Source organism: Providencia sp. PROV116, assembly GCF_028482485.1.
In the GTDB taxonomy this organism is placed as follows: domain Bacteria; phylum Pseudomonadota; class Gammaproteobacteria; order Enterobacterales; family Enterobacteriaceae; genus Providencia; species Providencia rettgeri.
Genome location: NZ_JAMPQO010000038.1, coordinates 1 through 18,477 on the forward strand (window position 1 = coordinate 1; position 18,477 = coordinate 18,477).

The window sequence follows — 18,477 nt, forward strand, 5'->3', positions numbered from 1 at the left end:
TGACCCGAGTAGCCGAGCGCAGTCGACACCCCCACAATGCGAAGTATGACGAGCATCACTTAAGGCGGCCACGGAGGCGCTTGATAGCCTGACTATGCAGCTGACTCACCCTTGACTCCCCCACATCCAATACCGCGCCGATCTCTTTCAGATTCAGCTCTTCTTGGTAATACAGCGTCAGCACCATTTTTTCGCGTTCTGGTAATTGATTAATCGCCGCCGCAATTTGGTCTCGCAGGCTTGAATCCAGCAACAAACTCAGCGGGTTACCGCCATCATCTTCATCCATTTGCGGCTCACAGCTTTCCCCGTGAATTTCATGCCACTCATCGTAGGAAAACAGTTGGCTATTATTAGTGTCTAGTAGCGCTTGGCGATACTCCGCGAGATCGATATCCAACGCTTTGGCGATTTCCGGCTCGGTGGCACTGCGCCCTAACGATTGCTCCAGCACACCAATGGCTTTGGTCATTTCTCGTGCTTGGCGGCGCACACTGCGCGGCACCCAGTCACGGCTACGCAATTCATCTAACATCGAACCACGAATTCGCTGCACTGCATACGTGGCGAACGATGCCCCTTGGGTAACATCGAAACGTTCCAATGCATGCAGTAAACCAATGCCCCCCGCTTGAATTAAGTCGTCGATATCAACACTGGCGGGTAGTCTGACTTGCAGTTTCAGGGCTTCATGGCGTATTAGAGGGTAATAACGCTCCCATAGGCTATTTTTATTAATCACACCTTCGGCAGTATACAAATCACTCACAACCTGAATCACCCTTCAAGCTTTATAAAAGGTATTCATTATCTGTGTTGGTTTTGAATTCAATCCGTAGAGTAAGGCACTAAATGTGGCTTTATTTGCCTTATCCTAAATAGGTAAAATTTGAATGATTACCAGGTTAATGATTGTTTTAACACAACTTCCAGGGGATTTTACTGGCAATACAAGTGGGAGTGGTTGTTTTGTTGAGTTGTGATTGTGTCATCATATTGCAATTTTGGGCTTTAGACTTTGCTATTGACTGTCTATTTAGCTAACCTCCTTTAAAACAAATGAAGTCATCGATGAACTACAAGCTCCTAAGCATACCAAAGCTGGTTTTATTACTTTTTGTTAACGACAAGACAGCTCTGTTTATCCACTTCGTTAAACAACTCAATCCAATGGTTATCACCCCGTATAGTGGCCACTTATTTTGGTGTGAGTTTTTAAAGTACGAACAACAACCTTAGTCTTAGTGTGTAAGGCTCTAGCAGTATCACGTTTACATCAACTTTGGCTAAGAATAATTCTCCGGCAAATAACCTTATTTTACAGACTATTCACCGGATTAAATACATGACCAATTAAGCAGTAAAAATTCTGATGCGGTATATAACAATATACTATAAACAGACCTAACTCATTTTTTCGAAATAATTTTCGATATCCTTATGGGTATCCTTTAATTTCATATCGAAAAGTTCATCTTGATGATTATTTAATTGAAATCTTACTTCACTAAAAAAATCACCAAAATCAAAGTGTAAGACAAAAAGAATACTTAATAATGTATCTACCGAAATGCGACTTTTACCACACTCATACCGTGAATAATGCTGTTGCGAAATCCCCAATTGCTTGGCAACCTTTGCACCAAAAAGCCCTTTTCCTTTACGAATACGCCTAATTTCCTTACCTATTATGGATGAATAAATATTATTTTCTGGTTTACTACCTTCATCTACATTTTTCATATTTTAGATATCTCCCTACACCTGAACAGTAAAATCAAATTATTGACTCTCGTTCCAGCTGATAGATAAAACATTACTCCTTATGAGTTACTTTTATTATATCTTCATTTGAATTTTTAAATCCGTAACGGCTTAAAGGTGAAATTACCAATTCTTGCGCCTTACTTTTCACGTCAATGGTTTTACTTTCATTCGGTCTTAAATAAAATTGCTCAATTGAATAAGCCTCATTGCTCGGCAACACCTTCACAGATGGAGATAAACGAACAACTTGGTTACCTATATTAGTCAACGTCAGTTGGTTATTTTTTTGGTTAACCGTAATATTTTTCCAAGGTGTTTGGCTTAATAAACCATTAGATGGTGTAATTAACATTGCTACATCTTGACGAATCGGCATTTTTGCAGAGTTTTGCTTAACGGCTCCGACACCTTGGAAAGAAATACGTAAAATTTCCTCTTGTTTTAAATCTAAACCTTTCTTTAAAACAAAATTAATTTGTTGGCTTTCATTCGGTTCAATACGCACAATTGGTGGAGATACCATTACCTCTTTGCCATTGGCTTTGAACCATCCAGATCAGAAACCTTCGTCGATAGTAAGATAGGCTCTTTCGATGTGTTTTTTACGCTAAAGACTTTACGTTCTTCACCCGCATCTAAAATAACGGTCATTGTTTCTAATTGGAAACTTGCTTTAGCAGACATGCTAACTAAACTAATTAAACCTAAAATTGTTGTATAAATTAACTTTTTCATCAAAACCTCAAACTTGTATTTGATACTACTAAGATTAATGGCAGATAGCATCTGCCTCTTCATAAAGTGATTCAGCGGAAAACTCTTTCGGTACAATATATTTAATAATGCAATCATCGGTGTTAGGTGAACGCAAAATAATGTCATCGCCAATTTGCTCATTACTTAATAATAGATTCCCTTCCCCCATGATAACCCCCATATAGTCACCTCTTTTATTTAGTACACTGGCGCCAAAAGGAACGGCATCACCATTCGCCATTTTGATACTCAGTAATAATTGCTTCATCGTCGTTGCATTAATACGCTTAGTAATGACTGAACCTCTTGCGGCCGCCACATCAAATGAAGTGGTATCTAACCGCACATTCAATGGCAATTTCTCTGTATTTAATTGCACTGTCGATTTTTGGTTTCTCGGCAAGGATGAGATAGCCGCAGTACCAAAATGATTCGTTATCGTTGTTCCACTTCCCATGGTATTCACTCTAACACCGGGCTCATTAGGCACATAAACGATACCAAAAGTGTCTCCTAACGGGACTGAGGACGTTGCCAACAATCCATCTGAGTACGCCAATCCACCAGATGCTGCTACTGTGACTGAATGTGTATTATTCTGAGACATAGAGCCATTCAACGAAATATTGCTATACGCGTTAGAATTATTAATACTTCCATTGACAATATTAACGCCATCATTACGACTAGCGCCGACCGAATACCTTAAATTATCACTGACTTGCTGATTATAATTTGCCATTACCCGGTTTTTATCTTGATAGTACTGGCTTTGCATGCTAATACTTTTTTTCTTACCTAGCGGCATTGATGCATTAATAAATATTCGGCTATCTTGGTCATCGCCAGCTTGATAATTCACATTCAAAGATACATCAGCTATTTTTCTGCCATAACCGATAGAATAAAAAATCGTATCGGATTTATTGCCATAAAAATGGCTATGGTTGACATTAGCACTCAAGCGGCCCCATGTAACATCTCCCCAACTGGCAAATAATGAGGACGATGTCTGTACTTCCCCACTAAGCCATCCATCCGTTTCTTGTTGTTCGTCCTGAGCTATCGGCTTTTTTAATAATGAGCTATCCAACATAGGAAACTTATTTGTTCGATATAAAGCAGAAGCACCTAATGTCATTTTTTCAAACGCTATATTGCTGTTGAAATCAATTTGCTCCCCACGCTTTTCATTATTACGAGCACTTTGCACGCCAATACCTGTAGAAATGGGCGTAGCAATATCAAAATACGAATTCAGTCGCCCACTCACCGCCTGAAATTGATCTGAATAAAGAACCCCCGCGGCATAATTTGACATACCGTGTTGCTGACTTATCTCCGCACTACTAATAATCGGCTTTTTCGTTTGCTGATCATTTCGGCTACGATATCGCCCAATTGCCAACTGATAACTCATTGGTGAAACAGCATTTTGTTGGTTTGCCGTTATTACCTGAAACTGTTGCTTTTCACCATTATCTTGTATCACCGTAATATCTAACGGCGAGCCAATCACCACATTATTAATGCGGTTTAACTCGAAAGCCCCCGCAGGTACCATCGTGCGGTATAACAATCGGCCATTTTGCTGTACTTCAACCGTTGACGGTGTACTGGCAAACCCAGTTACTGGGACAACTAAAGCATTCGTCGTTTGCAAAGAACTGTCTGAATAAAGTTGAACACCATCAATCGAGATTCCACCAAAAAATGCACCTTGGGTATTAAGCTGACCAATATCTAACAAAGAGTGTAAAGGCTCTATACTCTTTGACAGCACTGTTTCATTAAATTGATATTGCGAATCTGAGTCTCCAACAGAGACACTGCTGTTATTTCTCAAAACCCAATTTTGCCAATTAACCCCTGTTTCGAATTCGCCTTGGTAAAAACGTTGGCTGTAATTTCCGCTAATATTCATACCATATAATTGGTAATTACTGACAACACCAAATCCACCGTAAGTTAATTCACTGCCTTGCAATTTTTGGTCAATATTTTCTTCAGAAACCACCATGTCGATGCGATATGAGCTAGGATATAATGCAATCTTTGCATCTGGATAGACCTGCTTGAAAGTATTGCACCCATCAACTAGGTTAACCTTTTTTAATCTCAGCCTATTCATCAATCCATCAGTAAGGCATAGCTCACCGCTTTCATTAATTTCAACATTCGCAGTATATTCATTACCGCCATTTAATTTTATGGTGACATCATGGTGACCAGGTAAAAATTGATTACCCTTCATAAAAAACTCTGCAACTTCTGGTCCATATCCTAGTGATTTTAAAGAGTCGATATCAAAATTAATTGTCGATGGTGTTTCACTCTTTGTTGTTTCAGATGCAACGGAATTATTTACATGCAGTACGATAAAAATTAAAAATAGCTGGTAATAAGAAAAGTTGTTTTTCTTATACATTAATATTTTTATTTCCAATATAAATTATTAAAAATTAAAACTATATTCCAAATGAAAATATAATATCTGCACTACCATCTAATTCCATTACCTCAATAATTGGACCGTTTGTCTCTTTAAGGCTATTTAAGATAGGTTTCACCGCAATATTTACAGAGAAATTTTTCCCACTAGATAATACATTTTCATTTGTAAACCATGCATATTGTTTGTTTTTTAATACCGCCTCCCCTTGAGTTCGCAGAAATCCCCCAACACCTTCCAAGATTCGAATTCCTACAGATTGCCCATCAACTTTAGGCTGATTAAGAATGAGCTGATAGTTACCTAGTCGCCCTTGGTTATTTACTTTACCTAACCCAAAGTAGCTTTCATTTCCCATCTGCGACGTATTACTTCGATTATCAGAAAACTGGACAAGTAACTGAGTCGGAGTATTACAGGAAACTTGCCATATTTTCGAAATCTGCGGAATTTCGGTCGTCTTAACTAAATTAAACTGGCGGGCATGCAATTGATTAAACTGGTATTGCCCGCCATCAGGAATAACGATGTCACACGTAGGAGGTGATTCAACCTGTTCAATAATATTTCTACTTGAGAAAGTATGCGAATAAACAGCCTCACTAAAAAATAGACTACAAAATGTGTATAATAATGTAGCTTTAGCTGATTGAGTAATAAATAAACGCATACGTTCTCCTAAATCACTTTTGACTAACGCTTAATTAGATACCGAAGTTAAAAGCCAGCACAGCTTCTGCCTGATAATCAACATTAGAAGTTAAATCGATACCTGCTGAAGTTAATTGATCCTGTTACTTTTAAATTAGCAACTGGTGCCGCTGCTAATGTAGCTCCTGAAATAGAAATTAAAGATAATGCAATTATAGCTTTCTTAAACATGAAATAAATCCTATAAAATAAATAAAAATAAAATTTAAAAAAACAAAACCCTTATCTCAGAATTTTAAAAATAAAATTCTAAAAATAATACGCTAGATACTTAGCTGGTTTTATTTATTTTTAATATCGATTTATCACTAATGTATTCCATCAGACTAATTAATTCGATGGGCTTATTATAAGCATATATTTTCAGGATTTAAATTGGTCTAAATAAGATAAATAACTTAAATTTACTTTATTACAAAACATTTCCTTATATTTCACCATAAAAAACAAATGAATAAACCGCATTGCTCTTTTTTTGATTATCTCATAAATGTATATAAACCTAAAACAATCCAAAAAGGAATGAAAATATAGTTAAATATGCTAAATATTCTTATAACATCACCTTTATCAGAGACAAATCACATTTTAACTCATATGAGAAGTAAAAATAGAGTGATTAGAAATAACAAAAAAGACGAGTAATATTATAATATCAATATAAATCAATGCATTAAGCAGAATGACATTCAGAAACCAGTTTAAATGTATTAACAGGTATTCTAAAGGAGATATACAAATCGATTAAATTCAATAAAAATTACAGCTAATTTTTTACACATATAATAAATTGCAGTGATTAGCTAAACTAAATTCTTTCTTGAATCGACTTATTTAGTGCCTGCATATAGTGCATAGTCATACAGACTATTCGCAAAATTGAATACATCACCGATTTTCTAGTCAACTACACTATTATTATTTCGTTTATTCTGCTATCAAATATATTAATTTATGCCTGTGCCAAAACGAGTACTAGAAACCATACAGAACTTACTTGAAAATACCAAAGTCTGACCTAACTGAACCCCTTATATAATTTAAGTTGTAGGTAGATGACAAGCTAGGTTATCGCAATGAGTGTACATAGGTACGTGATTCGGGTGACCGACTGAAAGCCCCCCGTAGTGCAAAATATGACGGGCAAAGAAAAGGCCAGCATTGCTGGCCTTCAGTATCATCAACCAATCACGAATTAACGTAACAGGCTCAGAACACCTTGTGGAACCTGGTTAGCTTGTGCCAACACAGCAGTACCTGCTTGTTGCAGAATTTGACCACGGCTCATGTTAGAAACTTCTGTTGCGAAGTCAGCATCTTGAATACGGCTACGTGCTGCGCTCAGGTTGTTAACAGAGTTGTTCAGGTTGTTGATGGTAGATTGGAAACGGTTTTGGATCGCACCTAATTTAGAACGGCTTTCATCAACTTTGTTGATTGCGTCGTCTAAAGTTGCTAATGCATCTCCTTTTACGTTTAATGCATCAGCCGTAGAAGCCTTACCTGCATCAGGTGTAAATTCATTTCCTGCAACTGCTGCAGAGGTTTTTAAATTAATTTGAGTTGTAGTTGTTGAATCAGCTTCAAAATCCGATGCACTAACTAAGTAAGACTTACCACCTTCAGTTGCAATATATTTATCTGCAACTGCTTTGCCATCTACTACATATTCTTTAACATCCAGACCTGTTTTATACGTTGTCGCCCCTGAGATACCTAATTTAGCCTCATCTACCGCACTACCAGCTTCAGTTTTGCCAGTAACAGTACCCGCAGGAACTTTATCAAATAACTTATCACTTGATACCCCTAAAGTATCATTGTCAATTTTATCCAAACTAAATTTAATTACTTCATTATCGTTAGTACCCACTTGGATACTCATTTCATTTTTTTCGCCACTCAGAACTTTAACGCCGTTAAACTGCGTTTGTTCTGAAATACGATTGATTTCGGCTAAACGTTCAGTTACTTCATTTTGAATTGAAGTAATGTCTGAGTTGGAGTTAGAGCCATTTTTCGCTTGAACCGTTAACTCACGAATACGTTGTAAGTTATCATTGATTTCGTTCAATGCACCTTCAGTGGTTTGTGCGATAGAGATACCATCGTTAGCGTTACGAGCTGCCTGAGTTAAACCTTTAACGTTTGAAGTAAAACGGTTAGCAATCGCTTGGCCTGCCGCATCGTCTTTAGCGCTGTTGATACGTGAGCCAGAAGATAAACGCTCAATTGCAGAACCTAATACGCCTTGTGAACGGTTTAAGTTGTTCTGAGTTGTCAGAGACAGAATGTTAGTGTTGATAACTTGTGCCATGATGTGATCCTTATTATTCAAATTAATGCGTTAAGCCAAAATGCTTAACTTGATGAATTTCGTCAGCAACTAGGTTATCGGCTACAAAAAAGTCCCCTTTAGGCTTTTTGATGAAAATTTTTATCTATAAGGTTAGAAATGGCTTTACCGCCCGCTTTTAATGCCATTATTTTTTAACACTTTCGTTTTTAACACACTCATTTATCTTTATTAACTTTCTTATTATTCAATTTCAATAGGGATAATTAACTACTTTTCTCTTATCAGCTCCCGCCATCACTCTTTTTCAGAATAGTCTAAAATTTTGCTCCGTTTTGCCGATAAGACTCTAAATAGATTTTATTACAGGTTTTATGTCACAGACATAGCGTAGGAGAAAATATGGCAGGAATATCCACTCTCGGTATCGGGGCAAACTTAGATTTAAATGTGCAAATGGACCAAATTGAGGCAATGGAGCGTCGCCGCCTTGACCCATTAACCACACAGAAAGCCAGCTATGACGCGCAAATTAGCGCCTATGGCAAAATGCAATCATCATTAGAAAAACTGAAAAAAGCCGCTGAGGACTTAAAAAAATACGGCGATATCAGTACCACCAAAGTCACTGGTGAATATAAAGCCTTTGACGTAAAAACCGATGGTAAAGCAGTCGCCGGTGTGCACGATGTGTTAGTGACGCAACTTGCTAAAGCACAAACTATCGCCACTAAAGGCCACTCTGATAATAAAGAGTTACTCGGTAGTAGTGCCAAAGAACGGACTATCACTATTACCCAACCCTCACAGAAAGAAGAAAAAGATAAAATCGTTATCAAATTGGATAACCAGAGTACTTCTTTAATTGAACTAGCTGACGCCATTAATAAAACCGATAAAGGCGTTACCGCCTCAGTTATTAAAGACAAAAATGAGCAATATCATCTTGTCGTCACTTCTAAAAAAGAAGGTACGGATAACCGTATTAGCATCAATGTTGAAGGTGATGATGAACTAGCCGCAATCTTAAACGTTGAATCCGAGTTAGATGCCAATAAAAATGTCGTGCTGAAAAATCCTACTGGCAGTGGTATGGAGCAAAAGGTTGCCCCTCAAAATGCACATTTGACTATTGATGGGTTCGAACTTGAGTCGCAAACCAATGAAGCCAAAGATTTGTTCCCTGGTTTAACCCTGACACTAAAAAAAGAAAGCGAAGACAATAAAGCTGACCATTTAATGGTTTCTGAAGATATCGAGCCCGCTAAAGGTAAAATTAAAGCATGGGTAGATGCCTATAATGAATTCCAAACGTTAGCGAAAGAACTGACAAAATACACACCAAATGAAAGTGGAACGGCTCCTAATAAAACCAACGGCCCGCTCATTGGTGATTCCACGTTACGAATTATTCAAAGTACAATGCGTACTCAAGTCCGTGCTCCACAAAATAGTGGTGAAATCGATACATTCAATAAAATGGGGGTAAAACAGAAAGTAGATGGCACATTAGAAATTGATAACAAATTACTGGATAAAGCCCTCAAAGAAAACCCATCGAGTGTTAAAGTATTTTTTGCTGGTGACGGTAAAGAAACCGGATTTGGGACTGAAAACTTTAACTTTTTAAAAGGTACTTTAGATACAAAAGATGGCTCATTACACAACGCCACCGATGGCATTCAGAAGAAACAGAAAAGTTTAGATAAACGGATTGAGCAGACCAATAAACAAATCGAAAACACCATGGACATGTACCGTCGTCAATTCCAAAACCTCGATAAAATGATGAGTTCACTCAATAGCACAACGAATTCTTTAGGCCGATTATTAGGCTAACACTTTTAGGTTAAAAACATGTATCAACGACACGCACAGCAAGCCTACCAACAAGTCGATTTGGAGAGTGAAATCACCAACGCGACCCCATACCAACTGATCCAAATCCTGTTTAAAGGGGCCCTTAGTGCCCTGAAACGCGGTGAGATTTTTATGCAGCAAGGTAAGGTGGCAGAAAAAGGTAAAGAAATCTCAAAAGCTATCGACATCATTGACACTGGGTTAAAGCAGTCGTTAAATTATGAAGCTGGCGGCGAACTTGCAGAAAATTTAGCAAGTTTGTATGAGTACATGACAATGCAGTTACTTCGCGCCAACCTCGAAAACAACGTGGCTTATGTCCAAGAAGTTTACCAGTTACTCTCCGATATCGCCTCTGCGTGGCAACAAATCGGTGCAAATGTGGATGAAAGATAATCAGGTGGACAATAAAAATCCTATCGATTTACATGAAATATACCGTAATGTCTTAGTATTAAGTGAAAATTTAGTTGCCTTAGCGCAATCAGGGGAATGGGAGACATTGGTCTCCCGAGAGACAGAATATGTCCTTGCGGTGGAAAACCTCACCAAGTTAACGCAAGCGTTCGAAAAACAGCAGCCAATTACTGAAGAATTTATTCAGTTATTGCATAAAATTATTGAAAATGAACGCATTACTAAAGAATATTTACAACAGCATTTAAACTTTTTAAGCAAAGAAATTAAGCAATTAGACCAAAAACGGGTACTAAATAATAGCTATGGCCAATTTGATGAGCCGGATACCCCGTTAGTCGTTCGCCCGATGGAATAATTTGAGTGTCAGGCCGATAGACCTGACACGCCTTTTATATTTAACTCTCAGCCTATTGCTGCTGTTTTAAACGTTGCTGCTTTTTCAACTTTTTCAACAGCATATTGCGTTTTAGCGGTGATAAGTGATCGAGGAACACTTTACCGTGTAAATGGTCGATTTCATGTTGCATGACAATCGCTAAGAACTCGTCGCTGTCTACTTCAAACGCTTTACCGTGCCTATCGAACGCTTTCACTTTAACGCGCAGGAAGCGGTCTACATCGGCGTAGATTTCAGGTACAGACAAGCACCCTTCTTGATAACTGGTTTCCCCTTCACTTTCGACGATTTCAGGGTTAACAAATACCATCGGCTCATCACGGTTTTCTGAAATATCAATCACCATAATGGATTTAGTTTCCGCAATTTGCGTGGCAGCGAGACCAATACCGTTATCGGTGCTGTACATGGTATCTAACAAATCGTCGATCAAGGTTTGTACCGCAGCGAAATCCGTCACTGGGCTGCATTTAATACGCAGTCGTTCATCTGGAATTTCAATAATTTCTCTTACTGCCATAATTTAAACCCTATAAATTCGATTACTTTCATTCAAATATCAATCATTCAAACTATTTTAAGCAACAGTGACGCATACAATAGCCGCTAACTGCCGCCACAACTCTGCCTGTGAAGTATGAAGAACAGATAAAATATTATCGTCTTTCTATTTCACCAACAACATGCAAAAAATGGCATTGTTAATCAGAAAACAAAATTTATTTTAAACATCAATAAATTAACGCCTACCTGTTTAGACTGCCCCTTCATGGAACATAAGCCACATAAAATTTTACAGAAAAATAACACGTTATTTGGAAAAAAACATCTAAAACAGGAAAAATGGTGACCCTTTGTAGGCTCTTCACTGTTTTTGCTTTTACCCACTGATAGCATCTATTCGCTTGTGGCTATTTTTTCGCTTTTAGTTTTTATTAATATTGAGAATATATTTAGGCCACATTAAAGTTACTATCAATTTAAATTAAATTTTCAAAATAAGCACTATCAACTATAATTCCATCAAATAAAAGCATCCAGTTAATATAAAAAATATATATCACTGTATTTATTTCACTCAAACACGGATATCCCGAATAAATATCATTTTAAAAATCGATTTTACCCACCAAATAAATATCTTTACTATAAATGAATAAAGGAAAATAAATTTATCTTTCATTCTTCTTTTAGATAATAATTTTAAATAATACGGAAATTAACAAATGGAAAAGAAAATATTAGCACGTCATTTTGCGGCTCTACTACTTAGCAGCCTATCTTACCATGCAGTAGCCAACACCTCATTTTCAAGTCCTCCTCCATCCTTAAGCAGTGTCAACGCGCAAGGTATCAACACGAATGTTAACAAAATTAGTGAGATCAATAAAAAAATCAAGCATATCAACACTACAATTAACCAAATGGACTCAAGTTTTAAAAACGACATTGGCACATTAACACAAAATAACAGTAAACTTGAATTAGAAACTATAGATATACGAAATAATTTAAAAGCATTGAATGATGAAATCGTTAGTTTTGAACAAATATATTCTCAAGATATTTTTCAGGAAATAAAAAACAACAATGATTTAATTAATAGTAAAATCACATCAATACAACAAGGCAGAGAAAAAGAGCACCATGCACTTGACTCAAAATTAAAAGATGTCGAATTACATTTGCAAGGAGCACTAACTGGTGTCAATGCGGCTGACCAAATCACCAACCAATTAAATACCAATATGCAAAATCTAGATAAAAAAGTAATTGGAAACACCTCATCAATTAAGGCCCTAAAAATTGACTCCTCGAAAACGCAAAAAGCTAATGAACTCAAATTCACCAGCTTAGAAAATAAAGTTGATCATGGGCTCCATCAGCTTGATAGGAAAATAGATAAACGTACTCAAGAAGCGAATTCCGGTATTGCGTCTGTCGCAGCAATGAGCAATATTCCTTACGCAACAAATACTCGCTTTAGCGCAGGGATTGGTGCAGGTAATTACAAAAATGGCTCAGCGATCGCTGCCGGTGCTCAATATCAACTAAAAGAAAACATCAACTTACGCAGTTCTGTATCTTGGAATAATTCAGATGCTGCGGTTATTGGAGCGGGTGTCGCCTTCGGGTGGTAATTCTCCAACCTATATTGTTCTTATCACTTTTATAAATTATTTATAAGCCTTAACCAATAGTACCAATGATATATTGGTACTATTTATATTCGCCACACCAATCAATATCAACATTAACTGGCTTTAAATTAAGCTTAACCTTGGCTGTAAGTGATAATGGCAATTGGTGTAGGGTTAATGGTAACCCAAAGATTAGACATGCCGATACGAGTTTGAGATGACTCACTCACTTTGTGACAGCTAGTCTCTGATTGGCATTTAGTGAGAATGTCACTAGCGACTTGTGAGTTAAACCCTTGCTTTGTCAAATAGCCCATTTCATTTTCTAGCTTCTGTTGGAAGTCCGCAAAATCCGGCTTTGGCGAGGTATAATCCTCAACCCCAACAAGTGTGGTAGCCACTTGAATGAGCTTACCATCACCAAACGTGAGTTGGTTTTCATAGCTCCAACCATTAAATGGCTTTTGCTGCCCAAAAATACAAACTGTTTTGCTACCGCTTGCTTGGCATTTCCCCGCCTTAATAAAACTGATGCTATCAATGCTTTGCCCCCAGTTTAAGCCAAATGGCGCAGTCGATGTGCTATCACACCCTACCAATAACAGTGCAGTAGCACCAGCTATCATCCATTTCATACCCTTACCTCACAAGTCAATTTATTTCATGCTACAGCGAGGAGTCGCTAAATTAAAGTAAAAAAAGCCATCAACTATTCACACACTCAAAGCTAATCTTTAAATTACACATTATTTATTTAATGTTAAATTTACAGATAATTATTTATTATCAATAAGATAAAATTAAAACATATAAATTAGCGTATACTCATTGCCAGATTTGCCTTAGCTCTATACAATGCCTTCCTTTAAACGGTCCCAGAGTCACAGCAATTACAAATAACTATCATATTATTAGTCAGTTACCCCTCTAGCCATATCTAAAACTCCCTAGATGGTGTTCGAATAACAAGATAGCTGAATCGTTAAAGCTTGACTCTAGAATAAATTGGCTTTGCAGCTAATGGGCTTAGTAACCGCTCGGTGGGCTGATAAGCATTCATCGTCCGTATTATTAACGAACAACCATAACGTAAAGTGCATATTGTGAAATTACTATTTTGTCTTTCTTTAACAACCGCCATTCTTTCTGGTATATGGGCTTGGGTTGCTGATAGTTTAGGGCTAATCGGCTGGGCAGGCTTTTTAGGCTGTACAGCCTATTTTGCTTATCCTAAAGATGGGATAAAAGGTCTGGGTATTACCGCATTAACCGTCTGTAGTGGTGTGGTTTGGGGCTTAGTAATCCTGCACAGCGGTGACTACCTGAAGCAGTTACCTCACTTTGTAGGGTACTTCGTTACTGGTATTGTTGCCTTTTTGATGTGTATACAAGCCAAAAAACAGTGGCTTTCTTATATACCCGGCACGTTTGTCGGCACCTGTACTATTTTTGCGACAGAAGGTGTTTGGTTGGTCACTATTCAATCATTATTAATTGGCGTGTTATTTGGTTTCGCAATGAAAAAAAGTGGGCTTTGGTTATTTGAAAAACTATCACTGGATAAAAACTAAAAAAAACCGCCTATATGGCGGTTTAAATAACTCAATGAAACCAAGGGAATTTCAAACAGATTCGATATTACATTAAATTTCTCTTACGACAATATATAACATTTTGATTTCACTTGTGATTAACTAAAAAAATAACTAAGTATTATTACCTAGACTCACACATATAATAACGATGGATTTGTTAATAAAATGATAAAATTCCAGTATGGAATATTCATTTAGATTAATAAAGTTAATGTAGCTGTTCTAACATCAGTCACATTAACGTCTGCTAATATAAAGATATAGTAGAATTCGGATTTTTCTGCATCTTTCTTTTCTCAAAAAGAATTAAAAACCATTTATCATTCATCTCTATAATTTTCTTTTTCTTTCTATCTTTGTAGCCTTATAATTCATTAAAGTTAATAATTATGGCATAATAAACTGATAATTTTCACATTATCAAACCGCAATATACGTTAGCTCAAAAAACACTCATTTATCCTTCTGCTATACTTATACGTGAAATATCTTATAACCCGTAAGTGAATTTAACCAAAGGAAGAAGATATGATTAAAAAAATTTGTTTTTTGGCCTGTTCATTAGCTGTAGTATTCTCTTTAAGCGCATGCAACACCACTCAGGGTGTTGGTGAAGACATAGAAGCCGGTGGAGAAGCCATACAAAGAGCTGCTAAATAATTGTTAACTGACATCATCTTTAAATATTAACTTTCCCACCTAAAACTCACATATATCTCAAACGGTGATGATCTCACCGTTTGAGATATAAATTAAAATACCTATAAATTCTCAAGCCTTATAATTTAAAAATACAGAACCTTTTAATATTGGTTAGCAGGATCACAACTTAATTATGCCCCCCTTTTACAATGGAAACATGTAGCTAGGAGAGTATAATGAACAAAAAAAATAAAATTAATGTGTTAGACCTTATTTCACCAGAGATGCAATCTGTAATGCGATTTTATTCAGAAAATCCATCTCCTGTACCTCTTGACGCCACTTATAATGGTATGCGACAAGCGTATATTGAAGATAGAAAATATTGGAATTCAGAAGCGCCAACGATGTACTCTATTCACGATATTCAAGTTCCAACTAAATATGTCAATATTTTGACGCGTATATTTCAACCGATTAAATCTCCATCAGCCACCTTGTTTTACCTCCATGGCGGTGGGTTTATTTTAGGTAATTTACAGACTCACGAACGTATTATGCGCTTACTGGCACAATATTCGGGCTGTACAGTTATTGGAGTTGATTATTCGTTATCCCCTGAAGCACGCTACCCTCAAGCAATTGAGGAAATATCCATGGTTTATCAGTATTATCAGCAAAATGCTGAACAATATAATATCAATATGCAACAAACTGGCTTTGCAGGTGACTCGGCTGGCGCGATGTTATCCATACCTTCGACCCTTTGGCTACGTGATAACGCCAACGAGTTTACCGATATCAGAGCCCTTTTATTGTGGTATGGGCTGTATGGTTTACAGGATTCAGTAAGCCGGCGACTATATGGTGGGGAATGGGATGGGTTACAAAAACAAGATTTAGACGATTATGATAATGCCTATCTTGGTGAAGCTGGCGATAGAGAAGCGCCTTATTATTGCTTATTCAATAATGATTTAACCTACGGCATTCCACCTTGTTATATTGCCAGTGCTGAGTTTGACCCACTATTAGATGATAGTTTGGCTTTATTCCGAACGCTAGATGCCAATGATATACATTGTGAATATAAAATGTACCCAGGAACTTTGCACGCCTTCTTACATTATTCACGCATGATGCAAATATCAGACGAGGCGATTCGTGATGGTGCTAATTATTTTATCAAACAACTTTTATAATATTAACTCTGTATTTATTGAAAATAGCAGGCTATAAAACGAAAAAACCTCGCATTTAGCGAGGTTTTTGAATGCTTAGCGATTCGTTATCGTTATTTAGCGATAACGTTAGCTGCTGCTGGGCCTTTAGCACCATTTTCAATGCTGAATGAAACTTGTTGGCCTTCTGCTAATGATTTGAAGTTATCACTTTGAATTGCAGAAAAGTGAACAAATACATCTTTGCTGCCGTCTGCAGGAGTGATAAAACCAAAACCTTTATCATCGTTAAACCATTTTACTGTACCAGTCATTGTATTAGACATAGAATTTCCTTTAATTTTTTAAAATTGCCATAAGGCATGTTGCGGTTTGTTCTTGTGGTACTTATGGGAATTAATTAGAAGGAATTCGCAATGAAGTGGTATCTGAGATAGCGCTTAATGGTGAACATCTTAAAACTGACTAACATAAATAGGCCTGTACTTCCAAACCAGTGAGCATATTAAGCCACACTTAAAACCAAATGGCAAATTTTATTTTCGCGTCGATTTTATAAACAAATAGTTTGCGGTTTATCTTAACCTAAAAGTTCTTACGTCCTCAGGTTTAGTATCTATCAAAAACGCCGTAATCCGGTCTTTCGCCTCTCATTACAGCTCGCTGTTGCTCATGCACTGCTTCTCTATCAGCTCTTTTTTGTTCAGATGAACGGGCGTCTTTATGTGGCTTAGGCCAGGTTGATTTATTGGGTTCAAAGGATGGTGTGAACGTACAGCCTGTAATTAAAAAAAGGCAAAATAATGAGGAGATTAATTTCATAGTGATTAAATTGAGTGACTATTGACAGAAAGAAAAAATTTAACAAAATAGAATATCGATAACAACCTTAAATATCCTATGTGAATGTTGAAAATGTTATAGATTGGCGGTTTAATACTATTTAAATAAAAATAGGTGATAAAAACTACTATAAAAAACATCAATCAACTGACTGATTTATTCCATAATATAAAAAGCAGCCATTTATAGCGGCCTCGCCATACTAGATATCTATATATTTACATTATAATCATCGAATTTTTTAATTATCTCATCAGCTATCTGCTCAAAAAAAACTACTTGTATTTATATTAAGGGTCCTTAGTACTGATACCAACATATTGGTATCAATTTTATTAACACTTCGCTCATAGCGATACAATTGTTGATCACTTTTACAGCCGCTCAATCTTGCAAACCCACTTGCGGTATATCCAGTATTGCGCCTTAATATTTTAATTTTCTTTCCTATTAATGTTGACACAGTGCTTTCAGTCTTCATACAAAGACTCCATTCTAAATCGATAAACTTACTATTTTTAATCTATCTACCATTAACTAATGTAATGAAATTTAGATTAAAAAAATGTAATCAAACTGTAAGGCTAACCATTAGCCTCCATTGATAAAGTATCCTCAATATATCAATAGAGGATATCCAAATGAAAAAAATTACTTTTAGTATTCATTCCTTTTATTTTAACTCCAGCAGCTTCAATAGCGTCAAATAATATTTTAAGTGTTCATATTCTTAATCAGCAAACAGGGAAACAATTGGATACTCATAAACACAGAAAAAACAAGTAATGATGGCAGAATTAAATCTATCTTACCTGACAGCCCTGAGAAGCCTTCTATAGGAGACTATAGAGTGATTTTTAAAACTAGTGAGTATTTTAAGCAACAAGGTAAACACAGTTTTTCCCCTGAAATCCCCGTTGAATTTCAAATAGATAATTTAGATGAACATTACCATATCCCCTTGCTTTTAAGCCAATATGGTTATTCAACATATAGAGGGCATTAACCCTTTTCAACTTATAAACCAATGCAGTATTAATCAGGTATTGATACTGCATTCGTATAATATAATTACAAGTAACCATCACGTATTATTTCTTCATTTTTTCAATAGACGCCCTCTAAAAAAATCAATAATAACAAAAATATACCTATAATTATTAATATACTTATTGAAAAATCAATTGATAGTGAAAGAACTAGCTTGCTAATAAAATATCCGGTAGAAACTATCAAAGTTCCCCAAGTTGCACCACCGATAATATTTAATATAAAAAATTTAAATGGTTTTACATCACTAGCACCAATAATAATAGGTCCTATTGCCCTTAACCCATAAGCAAAGCGAATAGCTATAACAATCCAATTCTCATTTTTTTGAATATATTCTTGCGCATATACTATTTTATCTTTTTG

At 36.4% G+C, this 18,477-nt stretch carries 19 protein-coding genes and 2 pseudogenes; 8 read left to right on the plus strand and 13 right to left on the minus strand.

Features of this window, described 5'->3' with window-relative positions; translation table 11 throughout:
* Window positions 1-55: 55 nt before the first annotated feature.
* The 8 genes from PSE72_RS19655 to PSE72_RS19690 all read right to left on the minus strand — a co-directional run bounded on the left by PSE72_RS19655 (window position 56) and on the right by PSE72_RS19690 (window position 8,003).
* The gene (locus tag PSE72_RS19655) at window positions 56-769 is read right to left on the minus strand and encodes an RNA polymerase sigma factor FliA (RefSeq protein WP_004909992.1); all 714 of its coding nucleotides are present in this window, start codon (window positions 767-769) and stop codon (window positions 56-58) included.
* A 635-nt stretch (window positions 770-1,404) separates the two neighbouring features.
* Entirely contained in the window at window positions 1,405-1,743 is a 339-nt protein-coding gene (locus PSE72_RS19660) for a helix-turn-helix domain-containing protein (protein ID WP_115167441.1), read from the minus strand.
* A 73-nt stretch (window positions 1,744-1,816) separates the two neighbouring features.
* Window positions 1,817-2,290, minus strand: a complete 474-nt coding sequence (locus PSE72_RS19665) for a fimbria/pilus periplasmic chaperone (RefSeq protein ID WP_272691111.1) — start codon at window positions 2,288-2,290, stop codon at window positions 1,817-1,819.
* Entirely contained in the window at window positions 2,290-2,502 is a 213-nt protein-coding gene (locus tag PSE72_RS19670) for a fimbria/pilus periplasmic chaperone (protein WP_254178860.1), read from the minus strand. The genes PSE72_RS19665 and PSE72_RS19670 overlap by 1 nt, the downstream gene beginning before the upstream one ends.
* Before the next feature lie 34 nt (window positions 2,503-2,536).
* Window positions 2,537-4,951 carry a fimbria/pilus outer membrane usher protein gene (locus tag PSE72_RS19675; protein WP_115167442.1) on the minus strand — a complete coding sequence of 805 codons (2,415 nt, stop codon included), beginning with the start codon at window positions 4,949-4,951 and terminating at the stop codon, window positions 2,537-2,539.
* A gap of 40 nt (window positions 4,952-4,991) precedes the next feature.
* Window positions 4,992-5,645: a hypothetical protein gene (locus PSE72_RS19680; protein WP_115167443.1), complete on the minus strand. Its 654-nt coding sequence runs from the start codon at window positions 5,643-5,645 to the stop codon at window positions 4,992-4,994.
* 83 nt (window positions 5,646-5,728) lie between these two features.
* Complete coding sequence (locus PSE72_RS19685; protein WP_269814211.1) at window positions 5,729-5,857, minus strand: hypothetical protein; 129 nt, start codon at window positions 5,855-5,857, stop codon at window positions 5,729-5,731.
* Between the two features lie 1,024 nt (window positions 5,858-6,881).
* Window positions 6,882-8,003 (minus strand): FliC/FljB family flagellin, encoded by a 1,122-nt coding sequence (locus PSE72_RS19690; RefSeq protein ID WP_115167444.1) that lies wholly within the window; start codon window positions 8,001-8,003, stop codon window positions 6,882-6,884.
* 381 nt (window positions 8,004-8,384) lie between these two features.
* On the opposite strand from PSE72_RS19690, the gene fliD reads away from it, so the two are divergent.
* The 3 genes from fliD to fliT are packed head-to-tail and all read left to right on the plus strand — an operon-like array spanning window position 8,385 to window position 10,617.
* Complete coding sequence (gene fliD, locus PSE72_RS19695; protein WP_198641261.1) at window positions 8,385-9,821, plus strand: flagellar filament capping protein FliD; 1,437 nt, start codon at window positions 8,385-8,387, stop codon at window positions 9,819-9,821.
* An 18-nt stretch (window positions 9,822-9,839) separates the two neighbouring features.
* Window positions 9,840-10,238 (plus strand): flagellar export chaperone FliS, encoded by a 399-nt coding sequence (gene fliS / locus PSE72_RS19700; protein WP_004909969.1) that lies wholly within the window; start codon window positions 9,840-9,842, stop codon window positions 10,236-10,238.
* The gene (gene fliT / locus PSE72_RS19705; RefSeq protein ID WP_115167445.1) at window positions 10,228-10,617 is read left to right on the plus strand and encodes a flagellar protein FliT; all 390 of its coding nucleotides are present in this window, start codon (window positions 10,228-10,230) and stop codon (window positions 10,615-10,617) included. Before fliS ends, fliT begins: the two co-directional genes overlap by 11 nt.
* Before the next feature lie 52 nt (window positions 10,618-10,669).
* Here the strand turns inward: fliT and def are convergent, their stop codons facing one another.
* Window positions 10,670-11,179 (minus strand): peptide deformylase, encoded by a 510-nt coding sequence (gene def, locus PSE72_RS19710; RefSeq protein ID WP_004909962.1) that lies wholly within the window; start codon window positions 11,177-11,179, stop codon window positions 10,670-10,672.
* Between the two features lie 706 nt (window positions 11,180-11,885).
* Between def and PSE72_RS19715 the strand changes: the two genes are divergently transcribed.
* Window positions 11,886-12,800: a YadA C-terminal domain-containing protein gene (locus PSE72_RS19715; RefSeq protein WP_232800767.1), complete on the plus strand. Its 915-nt coding sequence runs from the start codon at window positions 11,886-11,888 to the stop codon at window positions 12,798-12,800.
* A gap of 134 nt (window positions 12,801-12,934) precedes the next feature.
* Here the strand turns inward: PSE72_RS19715 and PSE72_RS19720 are convergent, their stop codons facing one another.
* Window positions 12,935-13,435 carry a hypothetical protein gene (locus PSE72_RS19720; RefSeq protein WP_115167446.1) on the minus strand — a complete coding sequence of 167 codons (501 nt, stop codon included), beginning with the start codon at window positions 13,433-13,435 and terminating at the stop codon, window positions 12,935-12,937.
* 468 nt (window positions 13,436-13,903) lie between these two features.
* Between PSE72_RS19720 and PSE72_RS19725 the strand changes: the two genes are divergently transcribed.
* The 3 genes from PSE72_RS19725 to aes all read left to right on the plus strand — a co-directional run bounded on the left by PSE72_RS19725 (window position 13,904) and on the right by aes (window position 16,239).
* Window positions 13,904-14,371 carry a DUF1097 domain-containing protein gene (locus tag PSE72_RS19725; protein ID WP_115167447.1) on the plus strand — a complete coding sequence of 156 codons (468 nt, stop codon included), beginning with the start codon at window positions 13,904-13,906 and terminating at the stop codon, window positions 14,369-14,371.
* Window positions 14,372-14,923: 552 nt separating this feature from the next.
* Window positions 14,924-15,055, plus strand: a complete 132-nt coding sequence (locus tag PSE72_RS19730; RefSeq protein ID WP_004909948.1) for an entericidin A/B family lipoprotein — start codon at window positions 14,924-14,926, stop codon at window positions 15,053-15,055.
* Window positions 15,056-15,273: 218 nt separating this feature from the next.
* Window positions 15,274-16,239, plus strand: coding sequence for an acetyl esterase (gene aes / locus PSE72_RS19735; RefSeq protein ID WP_115167448.1), 966 nt, complete (start codon window positions 15,274-15,276; stop codon window positions 16,237-16,239).
* 92 nt (window positions 16,240-16,331) lie between these two features.
* Here aes and cspE read toward each other — a convergent pair whose 3' ends face one another.
* The gene (gene cspE / locus PSE72_RS19740; protein ID WP_004909940.1) at window positions 16,332-16,544 is read right to left on the minus strand and encodes a transcription antiterminator/RNA stability regulator CspE; all 213 of its coding nucleotides are present in this window, start codon (window positions 16,542-16,544) and stop codon (window positions 16,332-16,334) included.
* Window positions 16,545-17,326: 782 nt separating this feature from the next.
* Window positions 17,327-17,542, minus strand: a complete 216-nt coding sequence (locus PSE72_RS19745; RefSeq protein ID WP_115167450.1) for a helix-turn-helix domain-containing protein — start codon at window positions 17,540-17,542, stop codon at window positions 17,327-17,329.
* Between the two features lie 185 nt (window positions 17,543-17,727).
* On the opposite strand from PSE72_RS19745, the pseudogene uraH reads away from it, so the two are divergent.
* A pseudogene (gene uraH / locus PSE72_RS19750) lies at window positions 17,728-18,067 on the plus strand (hydroxyisourate hydrolase).
* A gap of 101 nt (window positions 18,068-18,168) precedes the next feature.
* Here the strand turns inward: uraH and PSE72_RS19755 are convergent.
* Window positions 18,169-18,477 (minus strand): annotated as a pseudogene (locus tag PSE72_RS19755) (VTT domain-containing protein); the annotation flags it as partial.

Excerpts from the sequence above, each read along its gene's own strand:
- PSE72_RS19675 (WP_115167442.1), bottom strand. The coding sequence starts at position 4,951 with ATGTATAAGAAAAACAACTTTTCTTATTACCAGCTATTTTTAATTTTT.
- PSE72_RS19670 (WP_254178860.1), bottom strand. The coding sequence starts at position 2,502 with ATGAAAAAGTTAATTTATACAACAATTTTAGGTTTAATTAGTTTAGTT.
- PSE72_RS19665 (WP_272691111.1), bottom strand. The coding sequence starts at position 2,290 with ATGGTATCTCCACCAATTGTGCGTATTGAACCGAATGAAAGCCAACAA.
- cspE (WP_004909940.1), bottom strand. The coding sequence starts at position 16,544 with ATGTCTAATACAATGACTGGTACAGTAAAATGGTTTAACGATGATAAA.
- fliD (WP_198641261.1), top strand. The coding sequence starts at position 8,385 with ATGGCAGGAATATCCACTCTCGGTATCGGGGCAAACTTAGATTTAAAT.
- PSE72_RS19660 (WP_115167441.1), bottom strand. The coding sequence starts at position 1,743 with ATGAAAAATGTAGATGAAGGTAGTAAACCAGAAAATAATATTTATTCA.
- PSE72_RS19715 (WP_232800767.1), top strand. The coding sequence starts at position 11,886 with ATGGAAAAGAAAATATTAGCACGTCATTTTGCGGCTCTACTACTTAGC.
- def (WP_004909962.1), bottom strand. The coding sequence starts at position 11,179 with ATGGCAGTAAGAGAAATTATTGAAATTCCAGATGAACGACTGCGTATT.
- PSE72_RS19680 (WP_115167443.1), bottom strand. The coding sequence starts at position 5,645 with ATGCGTTTATTTATTACTCAATCAGCTAAAGCTACATTATTATACACA.
- PSE72_RS19685 (WP_269814211.1), bottom strand. The coding sequence starts at position 5,857 with ATGTTTAAGAAAGCTATAATTGCATTATCTTTAATTTCTATTTCAGGA.
- aes (WP_115167448.1), top strand. The coding sequence starts at position 15,274 with ATGAACAAAAAAAATAAAATTAATGTGTTAGACCTTATTTCACCAGAG.
- PSE72_RS19690 (WP_115167444.1), bottom strand. The coding sequence starts at position 8,003 with ATGGCACAAGTTATCAACACTAACATTCTGTCTCTGACAACTCAGAAC.
- fliT (WP_115167445.1), top strand. The coding sequence starts at position 10,228 with ATGAAAGATAATCAGGTGGACAATAAAAATCCTATCGATTTACATGAA.
- fliS (WP_004909969.1), top strand. The coding sequence starts at position 9,840 with ATGTATCAACGACACGCACAGCAAGCCTACCAACAAGTCGATTTGGAG.
- PSE72_RS19720 (WP_115167446.1), bottom strand. The coding sequence starts at position 13,435 with ATGAAATGGATGATAGCTGGTGCTACTGCACTGTTATTGGTAGGGTGT.
- PSE72_RS19745 (WP_115167450.1), bottom strand. The coding sequence starts at position 17,542 with ATGAAGACTGAAAGCACTGTGTCAACATTAATAGGAAAGAAAATTAAA.
- PSE72_RS19730 (WP_004909948.1), top strand. The coding sequence starts at position 14,924 with ATGATTAAAAAAATTTGTTTTTTGGCCTGTTCATTAGCTGTAGTATTC.